Raw genomic sequence first — 15,850 nt, forward strand, 5'->3', positions numbered from 1 at the left:
CCTTCGGTGTTTCTTTTGTTCTTGCGTTTCCGACTCTATCAGACTCTTTCGTGTCCGATTTCCTCGGTGCCTTTCCGGTTCCCGCTCCGGCCTTTCGGCTTTCGCGTTTCCCTTTCCGGCGGTTCCGACTCTATCAGATCCTTTCGGGCCTGATTCCCAGTCAGCGGGGGTTGTCTTCGCGGCTGTTGGGCCGTTCCGACGAGTGAGACTTTAGCGGAATCCTGGCTCCCGACCTAATCGGGGGCGTCCTTTCGAACACCGATTCCTCATTTCGCAAATACGCATGGAAACGAGCCGAAGGCGGATCCCGTACGGGAACGCGACGTCGATCGCTTGAATGGTTCTTGCGGAATGGCCGCCCGGGGACCGACCAAGTGGTCGACGCTCACGTCGGGCAACTCGGAGAACACTACGTACGGCCCCCAGGTGTGTCAACTCCCTGCCGCGAGGGCCCCTGAGGAGTACTCTCTGCGGCATGACAACGCATGCGCACACCCAGCTGTGGTGGGCCGCCTGAGGGCGGCCGTACATACGCATGTACCCAACGGCCGCCGCCCAGGCGGCCGTTCTTGTTTCTCCCCCTGGAGGACCCGGAGCCCGGCCGTCGGGCCGGCGGTCCTGAGCAGGAGGCGGAGAGATGACAAGGATCTTCAGCGGGGTCAAGCCGACGGGGCACCTGACGCTCGGGAACTACCTGGGTGCCATCCGGCAGTGGGCCGAGGTCGACCAGCATCGCGCGGAGTCGCTGTTCAGCGTCGTCGATCTGCACGCGCTCACGGTGGACCACGATCCCGGCCGGGTGCGCAGACTCAGTAGGCAGGCGGCGACGCTGTTGCTCGCGTCTGGCATCGATCCCGAGCGGGCCACCGTCTTCGTACAGAGTCATGTGGACGAGCACGCCCGGCTCTCGTACCTGCTGGAGTGCGTCGCCACGGACGGCGAGATGCGGCGCATGATCCAGTACAAGGAGAAGGCCGCCCGCGAGCGGAGCCGCGGCGGAAGCGTGCGGCTGTCGTTGCTCACCTATCCCGCGCTGATGGCGGCCGACATCCTGGCGTACGGCGCCGACGAGGTGCCGGTGGGTGACGACCAGACGCAGCACGTCGAGCTCACGCGGGATCTGGCGGTGCGGTTCAACCAGCGGTACGGGCAGACGTTCATCGTGCCGCGGGCCACTCCTCCCAAGGTGGCGGCGCGGGTCATGGATCTTCAGGACCCGACGTCGAAGATGGGCAAGTCTCACGAGGCCGGGGCCGGGATCGTCTATCTGCTGGACGAGCCCGAGGTCGTACGGAAGAAGATCCTGCGTGCGGTCACCGACAGCGGCAGCGAGGTCGTCTACGACCGGGCTGCAAAGCCGGGGGTCTCGAATCTGCTGGAGATCCTCGCCGCTTGCCGAGGTGGGAACCCAGAAGCCCTGAGCGGTGTATACGAGTCGTACGGCGCACTGAAATCCGACACCGCCGATGCCGTGGTGGAGCTGCTCCGCCCCGTACAGGAGCGGCACAAGGAGCTGATGGCGGATCCCGCGTATGTAGAGGAGGTGTTGCGGCGGGGAGCTGAGCGGGCCAGGGGAATGGCCAAGCCGACGGTGGACGGCGCCTATCGGGCGATCGGCCTGCTGCCGCCGGTCAACGAGGCGCGGTAAGCACGGGGGCCGGGAGTGAGCGACGACGGCCCGCAGTCGCGAGCGCTCCTGAGGGGACGTGGGGGTATGTGCGCGCGGAGCACAGTGGAACCCCGTGACAGAACCGACGAGCACCCGGGCGCCCGCGCCAAGATGGCGAGCACGGACATACCCCCACGGCCCCGCCCCCCAGACGAACCCGAGGCGACCCCGGGGCGACCCCGAGGCGACCCCCGGCCCAGGCTCAGCTGTTGTTGCCGGAGGCCAGCTCGCGGCTGCGGTCGCGCGCGGCCTCCAGGGCGGCGATGAGCGCCGCCCGTACGCCGTGGTTCTCCAGTTCGCGGATGGCGTTGATCGTCGTACCGGCGGGAGAGGTGACGTTCTCGCGGAGCTTCACCGGGTGTTCGCCGCTGTCGCGGAGCATGACGGACGCGCCGACCGCCGCCTGGACGATCAGGTCGTGCGCCTTGTCGCGCGGCAGGCCGAGCAGGATGCCCGCGTCGGTCATGGCCTCGACGAGGAAGTAGAAGTAGGCCGGCCCCGAGCCGGACAGCGCCGTGCAGGCGTCCTGCTGGGTCTCGGGGACGCGGAGCGTCTTGCCGACCGCGCCGAAGATCGCCTCGGCGTGGGCGAGCGCGTCCGCGGTGGCGTGGCTGCCGGCCGAGATGACGGACATGCCCTCGTCGACGAGGACGGGGGTGTTCGGCATGACGCGGACGACGGGGGTCTTCTCGGCCAGGCGCTCTTCGATGAAGGAGGTGGTGATGCCAGCGGCGGCGCTGATGACGAGGCGGTCGGAGGTGACGTGCGGGGCGAGTTCGTCGAGCAGCCTCGCCATGTCCTGGGGCTTGCAGGCGAGGATGAGGGTGTCGGCCTGCTTGGCGGCGTCCGCGTTGCTGACGGGGGTGACGCCGTAGCGGGTGCGGAGTTCGTCGGCGCGTTCCTGGCGGCGGGTGGTGACGAGTAGGTCGGCGGGGGCCCAGCCGCCGCGGATCATGCCGCTGAGCAGGGCTTCACCGATCTTTCCGGTGCCGAGGACTGCGACTTTCTGGCTCGTGTTGCTGCTCATGAACGGGGCCTCCGGGGTTGCGTCGTCCGGCGGCCATCCTCGCATTGGGGGGCGCCGGACAGAGGGCGCGTCCGGTGGGCGGACGGGGCCCTCAGGCCTTGCGCTTCTTCCGCGAGGGGTTCCCCGTCCGCCGCGACGCGCGCTTCGCGTACTGCTCGCGGGCGCTCTCGTACTCCTCGCGGTGGAGCTGTTCGCCCGGGGCCTCCGTGAGGGAGCGGAAGAAGTGGGCGAGGAGTACGCCGACGAAGCCGATGGTCAGCAGGCCGCGCATCGAGGCCTGGGACGCCGGGTCGTGGCGCTTGGTGAACCCCTCCCACGTGCGGCGGAAGGCGATCGCGCTGCAGATCGCGAACATCACGACGACGAGGAGGTTGACGAACGTGCCGACGTTCGCGATGGACAGGCCTTCGTAGGCGAAGCGCAGTACGAAGCAGCCCGCGGCCGCCGCGAGGAGTGAGCCCACGGCGACACCGGCGCGGCGGATGCCGTAGCCGCCGTCGTGGGCGAGCCACGTCGTTCCGAAGAAGCGGATGGGCTCGGGCTGCGGGCCGGGAGTGGTGGGTTCTTCGCTCACCGTTTGATTATCGCCCGTCGGCGCCGTGCCCCGAGCGAACAACCGCCCGAGGCGTCACGAGGCGGCGCGCCCTATTCGTCCCCCTCCTTGTCCTCCCCTGTCACCCGGCAGCTAGTTTGGGCCGGGTAAGTCGTAGCGGGGGATCACGGGGAGGTCGGGACAGTGTCACTCCGTGGAGGAGATCCGAAGGAGATCGGCGGCTATCCGCTGGAGGCACGGCTCGGCTCCGGCGGCATGGGCACGGTCTTCCTGGCGCGTACGGCTTCGGGGCGCCCCGTGGCGATCAAGCTGATCCACCAGCAGTTCGCGGACGACGAGGAGTTCCGCATCCGCTTCCGGCAGGAGGTGGCGGCCGCCCGGCGGGTCAGCGGCGCGTTCACCGCCGCCGTGATCGACGCCGACCCCGAGGCCGCGCACCCGTGGATGGCCACGACGTACATCGAGGGCCACACGCTCGCCCAGCGCATCGCCAAGCAGGGCCCGATCGGCGGCGCCGAGCTGCGCACCCTGTCCATCGGCCTCACCGAGGCCCTGCGCGACATCCACCGCGCGGGGGTCGTGCACCGGGACCTCAAGCCGTCCAACGTGGTCCTCTCCCCCGAGGGGCCGCGGGTCATCGACTTCGGCATCTCGCGCGCGGCGGACCAGCAGACGCTGACGATGACGGGGCGGGTGATCGGCACGCCGCCGTTCATGTCGCCGGAGCAGTTGCAGGCGCCGCGCGGTGTCGGGCCGCGCTCGGACGTGTTCTCGCTGGGCACGCTGCTGGTCTACGCGGCGACGGGGCAGGGCCCCTTCGACGCGGACAGCCCGTATATGACGGCGTATCAAGTCGTGCACGAGCCGCCGTCGCTCGGTTCGGTCCCGGCCGCGCTGCGGGCGGTGGTCGAGCCGTGCCTGGCGAAGGATCCGAAGGACCGGCCCTCGGCGGACGAGCTGCTCGTACGGCTGCGGGACCTGCCCACGGATCTGGGCGGCGTGGCGGCCGAGGGCGGCGCGCGCTGCACACGTGAGACGGACACGCAGCACCACCTGTCCACGCAGGACACCCCACCGCCGAGCACGTCCGCCCCGCCGGACGCCACCCACACCAGTCCCGCCCCGCCGGACGCCTCCCCCGCGCCGAGCGGTCCCCCGCCCGTCGGCATCTCACCTCACGGCAAGAGCGAGGACGCCAAGAACAACAACCGCCGCCGCGTCCGCCGGGCGCTCGCCGCCGCCGTCGCCGTCGTCGCGATCGGCGGCGGTGTCACGCTGATGAACACCGGCGTCTCCGGTGATCCGGGCGGTACGGGCGGCTCAGGCAAGGAAGGCAAGGGAGGCCGCAACGTCGCGGCGACCGGGGCGCCCCTCCCCGACGGCTTCAAGCCGTGGCACAAGACCGTGCTCGGCGGCCGCGCGGACATCCCGGACGAGCTGCGCTGCGAGGCGCGCGGCGACGCCCTGTTCTGCGGGGGCGGCGGTGTCGTCGCGACCCGCATCAGGGCCTCTGACGGCTCCCGCGTCTGGACGGAGAAGAGCCCCGGCGTCCCCGTGCAGGGCATGCACCTGGTGGGCGTCACCGACGACACGGTGCTCGGTTACCGCTTCGCGGCCGAGGACGCGCCGGGCGATCCGCAGACCGAAGTGGTGGCCGTCGACGCGGACAAGGGCACCGAGCTGTGGTCCGTGCCGTCCGGCGCCCAGTCGACGGCCGTCACGGGCCGTACGCAGGACGCCGTGGTGCTGAACTCCACCGTGGTGACCGTCGACGCGTCCAACTCGCGGTTCGAGGCCCGGCGGGCGCACACCGGGAAGGTGCTCTGGCGGCGGCCGTTCCCCGAGGGCACGCAGTGCGCCCCGGTCCCTGCGGGCACGCGGCTGTACGCGATGTGCGCGCCGGACGCCGAACTGGCCGCGGGCGCGGTGCGCCACCCCGTCCTGTACGTCACCGACCTCGCTTCGGGAGATCTGGGCAAGGCCGTCGCCGTCAAGGGCCCCGTCCAGCCCGTCGGCACCGCCGACGACAGTCTCGTACTCCTCCACCAGCGCCAGGAGGGCCCGGCGACGGTCGGCTACGACGAGATCGTGCGGGTGGACCGGACCTCGCACAACATCATGTACGCCCGGCTGCCGAAGGTGTACGACGGGACGCCCGGCATGGCCGACGGCACCGTCTTCCTCAGCGGGCGGACGGGTCTCGTCACGGCGTTCGACCCGGCGACCGGCAGGAAGAAGTGGGCCCGGCAGACGGACGTCGAGGGCGCTTCGGGGCCGGTGCCGGGCGACGACGGGGCGCTGTACTTCAGCTCGGCCAGCGGCCGGGTCGCCGTGCTCTCCTCGCGCGAGGGCCGGCCGCTGCTGTCGACAGGGCCACGGGCCGACGGCGTGGCGGGCGAGACGAACGCCGAGCCGCGCGTCGTCGTCGCCGGCCGCATGGTCGTCGTGACGGCAGCCGAGAACACCGTGTTCGCCTTCGACGTGACGAAGCCACCGAAGACCGGCTGAGAAGCCGGGCCCTCGGTGGCCGGGTCGCGTGGGGTCAGCAGCGCGGCGCCACGTAGCCGTTGCTGCCCGTGCGGACGTAGGTGTCCGAGACGTAGCGGCCGCTGCCGATCCGGTCCCAGAGCTTCGAGGTGCCCGTCGGCCCCGTGACGGTCTCGCCCGGCTTCTGGCACTGGATGGTGACGCGGGTGCCGGCGCTCAGGCGGCCGACCTTGGAGTACGACGTGCCGGGCCCCGAGCGGACGTTGACGTCCGCGGCGATCGCGTACGTCCTGGCTGCCGCCGCCTCGGCCACGACGGCCTCGGCCACGACGGCCTCGGCCACGATGGTCTCGGCGCCCTCTGGTGTGATGACGTTCTCGCTCATGGTCTTCCCCCGTAACCGGCGGCGCGGGCCGCCCTTGGCGTGTTCCTCACACCAAGGACGCGCCCGCGCCGCAAAAGGTTTCCCGGGTTCAGCCGAGCTTCGACACGTCCCGCACCGCGCCCTTGTCGGCGCTCGTCGCCATCGCGGCGTACGCGCGCAGGGCCGCGGAGACCTTCCGCTCGCGGGCCTTCGGCTCGTACACGCCGCCCAGGGCCTCGCGGCGGACGGCCAGCTCCTCGTCGGACACGAGGAGCTCGATGGAGCGGCCAGGGATGTCGATGCGGATCCGGTCGCCGTCCTCGACCAGCGCGATCGTGCCGCCGGACGCCGCCTCGGGCGAGGCGTGGCCGATCGACAGGCCCGACGTACCGCCGGAGAAGCGGCCGTCGGTGACCAGGGCGCAGGCCTTGCCGAGGCCTCGGCCCTTGAGGAAGGACGTCGGGTAGAGCATCTCCTGCATGCCGGGGCCGCCCTTGGGGCCTTCGTAGCGGATGACGACGACGTCGCCTTCCTTGACCCCCTTGTTGAGGATCTTCTCGACGGCCTCTTCCTGCGAGTCGCAGACGACCGCGGGGCCCTCGAAGGTCCAGATCGACTCGTCGACACCCGCGGTCTTCACGACGCAGCCGTCCACGGCGATGTTGCCCTTGAGGACGCCGAGCCCGCCGTCCTTGGAGTAGGCGTGGGCGACATCGCGGATGCAGCCGTTCGCGGCGTCCGTGTCGAGGGTGTCCCAGCGCTCGGACTGGGAGAAGGCCTCGGCGGAGCGCTTGCAGCCGGGAGCCGCGTGCCACAGCTCCACGGCCTCCTCGGAGGCGGAGCCGGAACGGATGTCCCAGGCGTCCAGCCACTCCTTGATGGAGGGCGAGTGGACGGTGTGCACGTCCTCGTTGAGCAGCCCGCCGCGGTACAGCTCGCCGAGGAGCGCGGGGATGCCGCCGGCGCGGTGCACGTCCTCCATGTAGTACGTGGTGGTGGGCGCGGCGTTCGGGGCGACCTTGGCCAGGCACGGGACGCGGCGCGAGACGGCGTCGATGTCGGTCAGGTCGTAGTCGACCTCGGCCTCGCGGGCGGCGGCGAGCAGGTGCAGGATCGTGTTCGTGGAGCCGCCCATGGCGATGTCCAGGGCCATGGCGTTCTCGAAGGCGGCGTGGGTGGCGATGTTGCGCGGCAGGACGGAGTCGTCGTCGCCGTCGTAGTACCGCTTGGTGATGTCCACGACCGTGCGGCCCGCGCGCTCGTACAGCTCCTTGCGGGCGGTGTGCGTGGCGAGGACCGAGCCGTTGCCCGGCAGGGAGAGGCCGATGGCCTCGGTCAGGCAGTTCATGGAGTTGGCGGTGAACATGCCGGAACAGGAGCCGCAGGTCGGGCAGGCGTTCTCCTCGATGCGGAGGATGTCCTCGTCCGAGATGTTCTCGTTCACCGCGTCGCTGATCGCGTTGACCAGGTCGAGCTTGCGGACCGTGCCGTCGACCAGCGTGGCCTTGCCGGCCTCCATGGGGCCGCCGGAGACGAAGACCGTCGGGATGTTGAGGCGCAGGGCCGCCATCAGCATGCCGGGGGTGATCTTGTCGCAGTTGGAGATGCAGATCAGGGCGTCGGCGCAGTGGGCCTCGACCATGTACTCCACGGAGTCGGCGATCAGGTCGCGCGAGGGCAGGGAGTACAGCATGCCGCCGTGGCCCATCGCGATGCCGTCGTCCACCGCGATGGTGTTGAACTCGCGGGGGATGCCGCCGGCCTCGCGGATCGCCTCGGAGACGATCCGGCCGACCGGCTGGAGGTGGGTGTGGCCCGGCACGAACTCCGTGAAGGAGTTGGCCACGGCGATGATCGGCTTCCGCCCGATGTCGGCCCCGGGTACACCGGAGGCGCGCATAAGGGCGCGGGCGCCCGCCATGTTGCGGCCGTGGGTGACTGTGCGGGACCTGAGCTCGGGCATCGTCGCTCGCTCCTTCGTAAGAGATGGGGCTGCTGTCGAGCGTACGCCGCGGCTCCAGGATCTGGACAGGGTGTCCGGATGACGGGACGGGCGTCTCGGCGGACGAACGGGGTCGGTCGTACGCCGGTCAGCTGCCCCTGCGCCACGGGCACGATCCGTGCCACGATGCGGCGGGCCCCGAGGGCGCGCCGGAGGTCATGGGCGGGGCACCCGCACCGCCGACGCCAGATGCAGCCGCGTGAAGGCGAGCGCCTCGGCGAGGTCGGCCTCGCGTTCGGCGCTGGACATGGCGCGCCGGGTGTTGACCTCGATGACGACGTGCCCGTCGAAGCCGGTGGTCGCCAGGCGCTCCAGGAGCTCGGCGCACGGCTGCGTGCCGCGGCCGGGGACGAGGTGCTCGTCCTTGGCGGAGCCCCGGCCGTCGGCGAGGTGGACATGGCCGAGCCGGTCGCCCATGCGGTCGACCATCTCCATCGCTTCCGTGCGGGCGGTCGCGGTGTGCGAGAGGTCGACGGTGAAATGGCGGTAGTCGTCCTTGGTGACGTCCCAGTCGGGGGCGTACGCGAGCATCTCGCGGTCGCGGTAGCGCCAGGGGTACATGTTCTCGACGGCGAAACGCACGTCGGTCTCGTCGGCCATGCGCCAGATTCCGTCGACGAAGTCGCGCGCGTAGTTCCGCTGCCAACGGAAGGGCGGGTGCACGACGACCGTCGACGCGTCCAGCTTCTCGGCGGCGGCCTTCGCGCGCTGGAGCTTGACCCACGGGTCGGTCGACCAGACGCGCTGCGTGATCAGCAGGCACGGGGCGTGGACGGCCAGGATCGGGATCTGGTGGTAGTCGCTCAGTCTGCGCAGGGCCTCGATGTCCTGGCTGACGGGGTCGGTCCAGACCATGACCTCGACACCGTCGTAGCCCAGGCGTGCGGCGATCTCGAAGGCCGTCGCCGTCGACTCCGGATAGACCGAGGCCGTCGACAGGGCGACCTTCGCATCCGGGATGCGCACCACTGGTTCTGCCACGAAGGACAGGGTACGGGCCGCGCCCGGACGCCGGGGAGGTGGCCTCACCCCCCTCCGCTCAGGCGGCCGGGGGGAGGTGGTCGAGCCGCCGCAGGATCACGCCCTCACGCAGCGCCCACGGGCAGATCTCCACGGATTCGACCCCGAAGAGGTCCATCGCGCCCTCCGCGACGAGTGCCCCGGCGAGCAGCTGGCCGGCCCGCCCGTCGGAGACGCCGGGCAGCTCCGCGCGCTCGTGGGTGGTCATCGCGGCCAGCCGCGGCACCCAGTCCTCCAGGGACTTCCGCTTCAGTTCGCGCTGTACGTAGAGACCGTCCGCCGAGCGTGCGGCGCCCGCAAGGCGGGCGAGCTGCTTGAACGTCTTCGACGTCGCCACGATGTGGTCGGGGGCGCCGAAGCGGGCGAACTCCCCCACGGTGCGGGCGATCTGGGCGCGCACGTGCCGCCGCAGCGCCTTCACGTCGGAGGGGTCCGGCGGATCCTTCGGCAGCCAGGCCGCGGTGAGCCGGCCGGCGCCGAGCGGGAGGCTGACCGCGCAGTCCGGTTCCTCGTCCATGCCGTACGCGATCTCCAGCGAGCCACCGCCGATGTCGAGGACGAGCAGCTTGCCCGCGGACCAGCCGAACCAACGCCGGGCGGCGAGGAACGTGAGCTTGGCCTCCTCCTCGCCGGAGAGCACCTGGAGATCGACGCCGGTCTCCTCTCTCACCCGGGCCAGGACCTCGTCGGCGTTGGTCGCCTCGCGCACGGCGGAGGTGGCGAAGGGCAGCACTTCCTCCACGCCCTTGTCCTCGGCGGCCTCCATGGCTTCCCGCACGGTGGCGACCAGGCGGTCGACGCCGTCGGGGCCGATCGCCCCGGCCGGGTCCAGGAGTTGGGCCAGGCGCAGATCGGCCTTGTGCGAGTGCGCGGGCAGGGGGCGCGCGCCGGGGTGGGCGTCGACCACGAGCAGATGCACCGTGTTCGACCCCACGTCGAGGACACCGAGTCTCATGCACGGAACGCTACGCCGCATGGGGCGCCCGGCTGGCCCCGGGCGGCCCACCGCACGCATACCCTGGAGTTGTGCCAAAGACGAAAAAGACGAAGGCCGACAAATCGAAGTCGGGGAAGTCGTCGCCCAAGCCGCCCGGGTCCCAGGAGCCGACGAAGCAAGGGGAGCTGGAGAAGGTGGGAAGTCCGGGCAAAAACGAGAAGTCGGGCAAGCAGGCCGAACCAGGCACGTCGGGTAAGACAGAAAAGCCGGGTAAGGCGGATAAGCCGGGTAAGGCCGGGAATCCGGAGCGGGCCGCGAAGGCCGAGGAGTCGGAGAAGGCCTCGAAGCCGCAGCAGGCCGCGAAGCCCGGGCGGCCCGAGAAGGCCGAGGAGATCGGGAAGTCCGGCAAGCCGGCGCGGACCGGACTGGGCGAGCCGGACGAGAAGGGTCTGGACTTCGCTCGGGCCTGGGTGGAGTTTCCCGACCCCGCGGACGACGAGCAGATCTTCCGCTGTGACCTGACCTGGCTGACCTCCCGCTGGAACTGCATCTTCGGCAGCGGCTGCCAGGGCATCCAGGCGGGCCGCGCCGACGACGGCTGCTGCACGCTGGGCGCGCACTTCTCCGACGAGGACGACGAGAAGCGCGTCGCCGCGTACGTGGAGCGCCTCACGCCCGACATCTGGCAGCACCACGACGTGGGCCGGGAGACCGGCTGGGTCGCCACGGACGAGGACGGCGACCGCCAGACCCGTCCGTACAACGGCTCGTGCATCTTCCAGAACCGCCCCGGCTTCGCGGGCGGCGCGGGCTGCTCGCTGCACATCCTGGCGCTCCGGGAGGGCCGCGAGCCCCTGGAGACGAAGCCGGACGTCTGCTGGCAGCTGCCGGTGCGCCGGACGTACGAGTGGATCGACCGGCCCGACGACACGCGCGTCCTCCAGGTGTCCATCGGTGAGTACGACCGGCGCGGCTGGGGCCCTGGCGGCCACGACCTGCACTGGTGGTGCACGTCGGCGACCTCGGCGCACGGCGCGGGTGACCCGGTGTACGTCTCCTACCGCCCCGAGCTGATCGAGATGATGGGCAAGGAGGGCTACGACCGCCTGGTGGAGCTGTGCGAGGAGCGCCTCGGCGCCCAACTCCCCCTGCTGGCACCGCACCCGGCGGACCCCGCCGGGTAAGGCTCAGCCCTGGCTGGGCGTGCCCCCGCCCTCACCCGGCGGCGGCGATGAATCCCCCGGCCCCGGATCCGACGGCGTGGGCCGCGGGTCCGGCGGCTTCGGTGTGGGATCGGGGTCGGAGGGGCCGGGGTCGGAGGGACCCGGGTCCGAGGGCCCGGGATCGGAAGGGCCGGGGTCGGAGGGGCCGGGATCCGAGGGCCCCGGGTCGGACGGCCGGGGGTCGGTGGGCCGCGGCCCCGGACCCGGCGGCGTCGACGGGCGGCCGTCGCCGTACCCGTCGATCGAGATGACCGCGCCCGAGGGGGCGATGGCGACCCGGGCGCGCCAGTGGCCGGACGGCTCGCGGTTGTGGTCGACGTAGACCTGGATGGTGACGGACTCCCCCGGCGCGAGCGTTCCCGACGAGCGGCTGAGGTAGAGCCAGGACGCCTGCTCGCTCACCGACCAGCGGACCGGTGAACCTCCGGACGCCGTCAGCGTGATGAGCGTGGTGTCACCGCTCGGCTGCGCGTCGACGGTCAGGCGCCCGGGGCCCGTGGCCGACCCGGCCGCGGCCCCGCCGCTGATGACCTCCACGGAGACGTCGGACGAGCGGCCGCCCGCGGTGAAGCGGGGCCCGTCCTTCTTGCGGGCATTGCCCGCGTTCTCGTAGCCGCGTACGTCACCGCTGACGAGGCCGCCGGGGCCCCCGCCTTCGCTCGCGGTGACCGCGCCGCCGTCGTGGCCCTCTCCGGTGACCGGCGCTCCCCGGTAGGCGGCCCAGAGGGCGAGCACCGGGGCGGCCACCACGGTGGCGACGACGGTCGTCGTGACGGCACGCGCGCGTAGGCGGTCGCGGCGCGCGGCGTGGTCCTTGGGGTCGATCGGGAAACCGCGCCGGTCGTAGCGGGGGAGGGCGCCCCGCGCGCGGGGGCCGTGCGCCATGGCTGCGGGCAGGGCGTCCCGCGGGGCCTCGACCACGGGGAGGGCGGCCGGGCTGACGGCGGTGCCGGGCCAGGCGCCCGCTCCGGCGCGCTCGGCGGTGCGGCGGCAGCGCGGGCAGTCGTCGACGTGCCGGACGAGCTCGCGGCGCAGGGCCGTGCCGAGCAGCACCTGATTGTCGCCGGTCAGGCGGGCGACGATGGGGCAGCTGCCGGTCTCCACGACGGCGAGCGCGGCGCGGGTGCGCTCCACCTCGCAGGCGGCGGAGGCGAGCAGGCCGCGGGCCTTGGCGAGGTCCATGCCGAGGACGGCGGCGATCTCGGCGGGGGCGAGCTGGTGGCGCACGGCAAGCTCCAGGGCCTCGCGCTGCTCGGGGGTCGTGCCGGCGGCTTCCGGCCAGGCCAGCTGAGCCAGTTCGCGGTGGCGCCGCTGCTCGGTCTCGTCCGGGGCGTGCGGGGCGCCCGGCGGGGCGCCCGGGGCGGTCTTCGCGGCGCGGGCGGTGCCCGCGCCCCGGGCGGCGTGCGCGCCCTGGCGGTCGCGCTTGGCCTCGGCCAGCCGGCGCAGGCAGACCCAGCGCGCGAGGGCGTAGAGCCAGGGGCGCAGCTCGCGGCCGGCTTCGGGGCCGCGTGAGCCCCGCCGCTCCGCCAGGTGGAGCACATCGCCCAGCGCCGCGGTCGCCGCGTCGTGATCGCACAGGACGGACAGGCAGTACGTGAACAGGCCGTCCAGACACGGTTCGTAGCGCGCGGGCGGGGTCGTCCGGGGCGCCGTGCGGGGCGCCGTGCGCTTGCGCGCGTCACGGTGCGCCCGGTGTGCGCCGGTTGCGTTCGCGGGAGTTTCCGGCCTGCTGCTCATCACCCGTGCGAAGTTAGGCGGATGATGCAGGCCGCTTCCTCCCCCTCGCACACATTTAATCCTTACGGGTGAACAGATCCCTCAAAAGGGGACAGGAACCCACCATTCCGCAGTCTTGACTTGCGCGTGGAACCTGTCGGCGCGCTCTCGTGGAACCCGTTGTCAGTGGCCTCGGCTACGGTTCCGAGCATGGCTGCCCGTACGAAAACCGCTAAGGACAGGCCGTCCTACCGCTGCACCGAGTGCGGCTGGCAGACGGCCAAGTGGCTCGGCCGCTGCCCAGAGTGCCAGGCCTGGGGGACGGTCGAGGAGTACGGCGCGCCCGCGGTCCGCACCACCGCCCCCGGCCGCGTCACCTCCTCCGCCGTCCCGATCGGCGAGGTCGACGGCCGCCAGGCCACCGCCCGCTCCACCGGCGTGCCCGAGCTGGACCGGGTCCTTGGCGGTGGCCTGGTCCCCGGCGCCGTCGTGCTGCTCGCGGGCGAGCCGGGCGTCGGCAAGTCCACCCTGCTGCTCGACGTCTCGGCGAAGGCGGCCAGCGACGAGCACCGCACCCTCTATGTGACCGGCGAGGAGTCGGCGAGCCAGGTCCGGCTGCGCGCCGACCGCATCGGCGCCATCGACGACCACCTGTATCTGGCCGCGGAGACCGATCTGTCCGCCGTCCTCGGTCACTTGGACGCGGTCAAGCCCTCACTCCTGGTCCTGGACTCGGTGCAGACGGTCGCCTCGCCCGAGATCGACGGGGCGCCCGGCGGCATGGCACAGGTCCGCGAGGTCGCGGGCGCCCTGATCCGCGCCTCCAAGGAGCGCGGCATGTCCACCCTCCTGGTCGGCCACGTCACCAAGGACGGCGCCATCGCGGGCCCCCGCCTCCTGGAGCATCTCGTCGACGTGGTGCTCCAGTTCGAGGGCGACCGGCACGCGCGCCTGCGCCTGGTCCGCGGCGTCAAGAACCGGTACGGCACCACGGACGAGGTCGGCTGCTTCGAGCTGCACGACGAGGGCATCACCGGCCTCGCCGACCCCAGCGGACTCTTCCTGACCCGCCGTGCCGAGCCCGTCCCCGGCACCTGCCTCACCGTCACCCTGGAGGGCCGCCGCCCCCTGGTCGCCGAGGTCCAGGCGCTCACGGTCGACTCGCAGATCCCGAGCCCCCGGCGCACGACCTCCGGCCTGGAGACCTCCCGCGTCTCGATGATGCTGGCCGTCCTGGAGCAGCGCGGCCGGATCACGGCCCTCGGCAAGCGGGACATCTACAGCGCGACGGTCGGCGGCGTGAAGCTCTCCGAGCCCGCCGCGGACCTCGCCGTCGCCCTCGCGCTCGCCAGCGCGGCGAGCGACACCCCGCTCCCGAAGAATCTCGTGGCGATCGGGGAAGTGGGCCTGGCGGGCGAGGTCAGACGGGTCACGGGCGTCCAGCGCAGGCTGGCCGAGGCGCACCGGCTCGGCTTCACCCACGCCCTCGTACCGACCGATCCCGGCAGGGTCCCCGCCGGTATGAAGGTCATCGAAGTCGCCGACATGGGGGACGCCCTGCGCGTCCTTCCGCGATCCCGTCGCCGAGAGGCCCCACGGGAGGAGGAGGAGCGCCGGTAGACTTTGCCCTGGTCTCGCCCATCCGTACGAAGTCAGACGTACGCAAGAGGCTTGGACAACCTGCGACCGAGGGAGTGCAGTGGCAGCCAACGACCGGGCAGCGAACCCCGGCAAGTCCGGCGGTGGCTCGGCCGCCGATGTGCTGATGCGCGCCTCCCTGAGCGCCGTCGCGCCCGGCACGGCCCTGCGCGACGGCCTCGAACGCATCCTGCGCGGCAACACCGGCGGCCTGATCGTCCTCGGCTGGGACAAGACCGTCGAGTCGATGTGCACGGGCGGTTTCATCCTGGACGTCGAGTTCACGGCGACGCGTCTGCGCGAGCTGTGCAAGCTCGACGGCGGCATCGTCCTCGACAAGGACATCACCAAGATCCTGCGCGCCGGCGTGCAGCTGGTGCCGGACCCGACGATCCCCACCGAGGAGACCGGCACCCGCCACCGCACGGCCGACCGCGTCTCCAAGCAGGTCGGCTTCCCGGTCGTCTCCGTCTCGCAGTCCATGCGCCTGATCGCGCTGTACGTGGACGGGCAGCGCCGCGTCCTGGAGGACTCGGCGGCGATCCTCTCCCGCGCCAACCAGGCCCTCGCGACCCTGGAGCGGTACAAGCTCCGTCTCGACGAGGTCGCGGGCACGCTCTCCGCCCTGGAGATCGAGGACCTGGTGACGGTGCGGGACGTCACGGCGGTCGCCCAGCGCCTGGAGATGGTGCGCCGCATCGCCACGGAGATCGCCGAGTACGTGGTCGAGCTCGGCACGGACGGCCGCCTTCTCGCCCTCCAGCTGGACGAGTTGATCGCGGGCGTCGAGCCCGAGCGTGAGCTGGTCGTCAGGGACTACGTGCCCGAGCCGACCGCCAAGCGCTCCCGCACGGTCGACGAGGCGCTGTCCGAGCTGGACGCCCTCACCCACGCGGAGCTGCTGGAACTGTCCACCGTGGCCAAGGCCTTGGGCTACACCGGCTCACCCGAGGCCCTGGACTCCGCCGTCTCGCCGCGCGGCTTCCGACTGCTCGCCAAGGTTCCCCGGCTTCCCGGCGCCATCATCGACCGCCTCGTCGAGCACTTCGGCGGCCTCCAGAAGCTGCTGGCCGCCAGCGTGGACGACCTACAGACCGTGGACGGCGTGGGCGAGGCCCGTGCCCGCAGCGTCCGCGAGGGCCTCTCGCGCCTCGCGGAGTCGTCGATCCTGGAGCGGTACGTCTAGCCCCTGGCTCTCTCGCCGGCCGCCCTCG

At 71.9% G+C, this 15,850-nt stretch carries 13 protein-coding genes; 6 read left to right on the forward strand and 7 right to left on the reverse strand.

Annotation, left to right across the window (positions count from 1 at the left end):
* Both ACF062_RS21240 and trpS read left to right on the forward strand, forming a co-directional pair.
* Window positions 1–206, forward strand: a 206-nt coding sequence (locus ACF062_RS21240; RefSeq protein ID WP_392140287.1) for a hypothetical protein, incomplete at its 5' end; no start/stop codon positions are given.
* A gap of 431 nt (window positions 207–637) precedes the next feature.
* Window positions 638–1,648 (forward strand): tryptophan--tRNA ligase, encoded by a 1,011-nt coding sequence (gene trpS, locus ACF062_RS21245; protein WP_392140289.1) that lies wholly within the window; start codon window positions 638–640, stop codon window positions 1,646–1,648.
* Window positions 1,649–1,871: 223 nt separating this feature from the next.
* Here the strand turns inward: trpS and proC are convergent, their stop codons facing one another.
* A complete protein-coding gene (proC, locus tag ACF062_RS21250) occupies window positions 1,872–2,696 on the reverse strand; it encodes a pyrroline-5-carboxylate reductase (protein ID WP_392140291.1) in 825 nt (274 codons plus the stop codon).
* A 91-nt stretch (window positions 2,697–2,787) separates the two neighbouring features.
* Window positions 2,788–3,270: an EamA/RhaT family transporter gene (locus tag ACF062_RS21255; RefSeq protein WP_392140293.1), complete on the reverse strand. Its 483-nt coding sequence runs from the start codon at window positions 3,268–3,270 to the stop codon at window positions 2,788–2,790.
* Between the two features lie 162 nt (window positions 3,271–3,432).
* Between ACF062_RS21255 and ACF062_RS21260 the strand changes: the two genes are divergently transcribed.
* Complete coding sequence (locus ACF062_RS21260) at window positions 3,433–5,757, forward strand: protein kinase (RefSeq protein WP_392140294.1); 2,325 nt, start codon at window positions 3,433–3,435, stop codon at window positions 5,755–5,757.
* Window positions 5,758–5,791: 34 nt separating this feature from the next.
* Here the strand turns inward: ACF062_RS21260 and ACF062_RS21265 are convergent, their stop codons facing one another.
* The 4 genes from ACF062_RS21265 to ACF062_RS21280 all read right to left on the reverse strand — a co-directional run bounded on the left by ACF062_RS21265 (window position 5,792) and on the right by ACF062_RS21280 (window position 10,077).
* Window positions 5,792–6,121, reverse strand: coding sequence for an SH3 domain-containing protein (locus tag ACF062_RS21265; RefSeq protein ID WP_392140296.1), 330 nt, complete (start codon window positions 6,119–6,121; stop codon window positions 5,792–5,794).
* 88 nt (window positions 6,122–6,209) lie between these two features.
* Window positions 6,210–8,063 (reverse strand): dihydroxy-acid dehydratase, encoded by a 1,854-nt coding sequence (gene ilvD / locus ACF062_RS21270; RefSeq protein ID WP_392140298.1) that lies wholly within the window; start codon window positions 8,061–8,063, stop codon window positions 6,210–6,212.
* A gap of 195 nt (window positions 8,064–8,258) precedes the next feature.
* A complete protein-coding gene (locus ACF062_RS21275) occupies window positions 8,259–9,083 on the reverse strand; it encodes a sugar phosphate isomerase/epimerase (protein ID WP_223776023.1) in 825 nt (274 codons plus the stop codon).
* Between the two features lie 58 nt (window positions 9,084–9,141).
* A complete protein-coding gene (locus ACF062_RS21280; RefSeq protein WP_392140300.1) occupies window positions 9,142–10,077 on the reverse strand; it encodes a Ppx/GppA family phosphatase in 936 nt (311 codons plus the stop codon).
* Window positions 10,078–10,451: 374 nt separating this feature from the next.
* Between ACF062_RS21280 and ACF062_RS21285 the strand changes: the two genes are divergently transcribed.
* A complete protein-coding gene (locus ACF062_RS21285) occupies window positions 10,452–11,243 on the forward strand; it encodes a hypothetical protein (RefSeq protein ID WP_392141172.1) in 792 nt (263 codons plus the stop codon).
* Between the two features lie 3 nt (window positions 11,244–11,246).
* Here ACF062_RS21285 and ACF062_RS21290 read toward each other — a convergent pair whose 3' ends face one another.
* Entirely contained in the window at window positions 11,247–13,019 is a 1,773-nt protein-coding gene (locus ACF062_RS21290) for a hypothetical protein (protein ID WP_392140302.1), read from the reverse strand.
* A 189-nt stretch (window positions 13,020–13,208) separates the two neighbouring features.
* Here ACF062_RS21290 and radA point away from each other — a divergent pair, with 189 nt between their 5' ends.
* Both radA and disA read left to right on the forward strand, forming a co-directional pair.
* On the forward strand, window positions 13,209–14,618 hold the full coding sequence (radA, locus tag ACF062_RS21295) for a DNA repair protein RadA (RefSeq protein ID WP_356582542.1): 1,410 nt from the start codon (window positions 13,209–13,211) through the stop codon (window positions 14,616–14,618).
* A gap of 79 nt (window positions 14,619–14,697) precedes the next feature.
* Entirely contained in the window at window positions 14,698–15,822 is a 1,125-nt protein-coding gene (gene disA, locus ACF062_RS21300; protein ID WP_223776020.1) for a DNA integrity scanning diadenylate cyclase DisA, read from the forward strand.
* The last annotated feature ends 28 nt before the right edge of the window (window positions 15,823–15,850 follow it).

It is taken from the genome of Streptomyces sp. NPDC015345, assembly GCF_043078805.1.
GTDB lineage: Bacteria > Actinomycetota > Actinomycetes > Streptomycetales > Streptomycetaceae > Streptomyces.

Excerpts from the sequence above, each read along its gene's own strand:
- trpS (WP_392140289.1), top strand. The coding sequence starts at position 638 with ATGACAAGGATCTTCAGCGGGGTCAAGCCGACGGGGCACCTGACGCTC.
- proC (WP_392140291.1), bottom strand. The coding sequence starts at position 2,696 with ATGAGCAGCAACACGAGCCAGAAAGTCGCAGTCCTCGGCACCGGAAAG.
- ACF062_RS21265 (WP_392140296.1), bottom strand. The coding sequence starts at position 6,121 with ATGAGCGAGAACGTCATCACACCAGAGGGCGCCGAGACCATCGTGGCC.
- ilvD (WP_392140298.1), bottom strand. The coding sequence starts at position 8,063 with ATGCCCGAGCTCAGGTCCCGCACAGTCACCCACGGCCGCAACATGGCG.
- ACF062_RS21280 (WP_392140300.1), bottom strand. The coding sequence starts at position 10,077 with ATGAGACTCGGTGTCCTCGACGTGGGGTCGAACACGGTGCATCTGCTC.
- ACF062_RS21290 (WP_392140302.1), bottom strand. The coding sequence starts at position 13,019 with ATGAGCAGCAGGCCGGAAACTCCCGCGAACGCAACCGGCGCACACCGG.
- radA (WP_356582542.1), top strand. The coding sequence starts at position 13,209 with ATGGCTGCCCGTACGAAAACCGCTAAGGACAGGCCGTCCTACCGCTGC.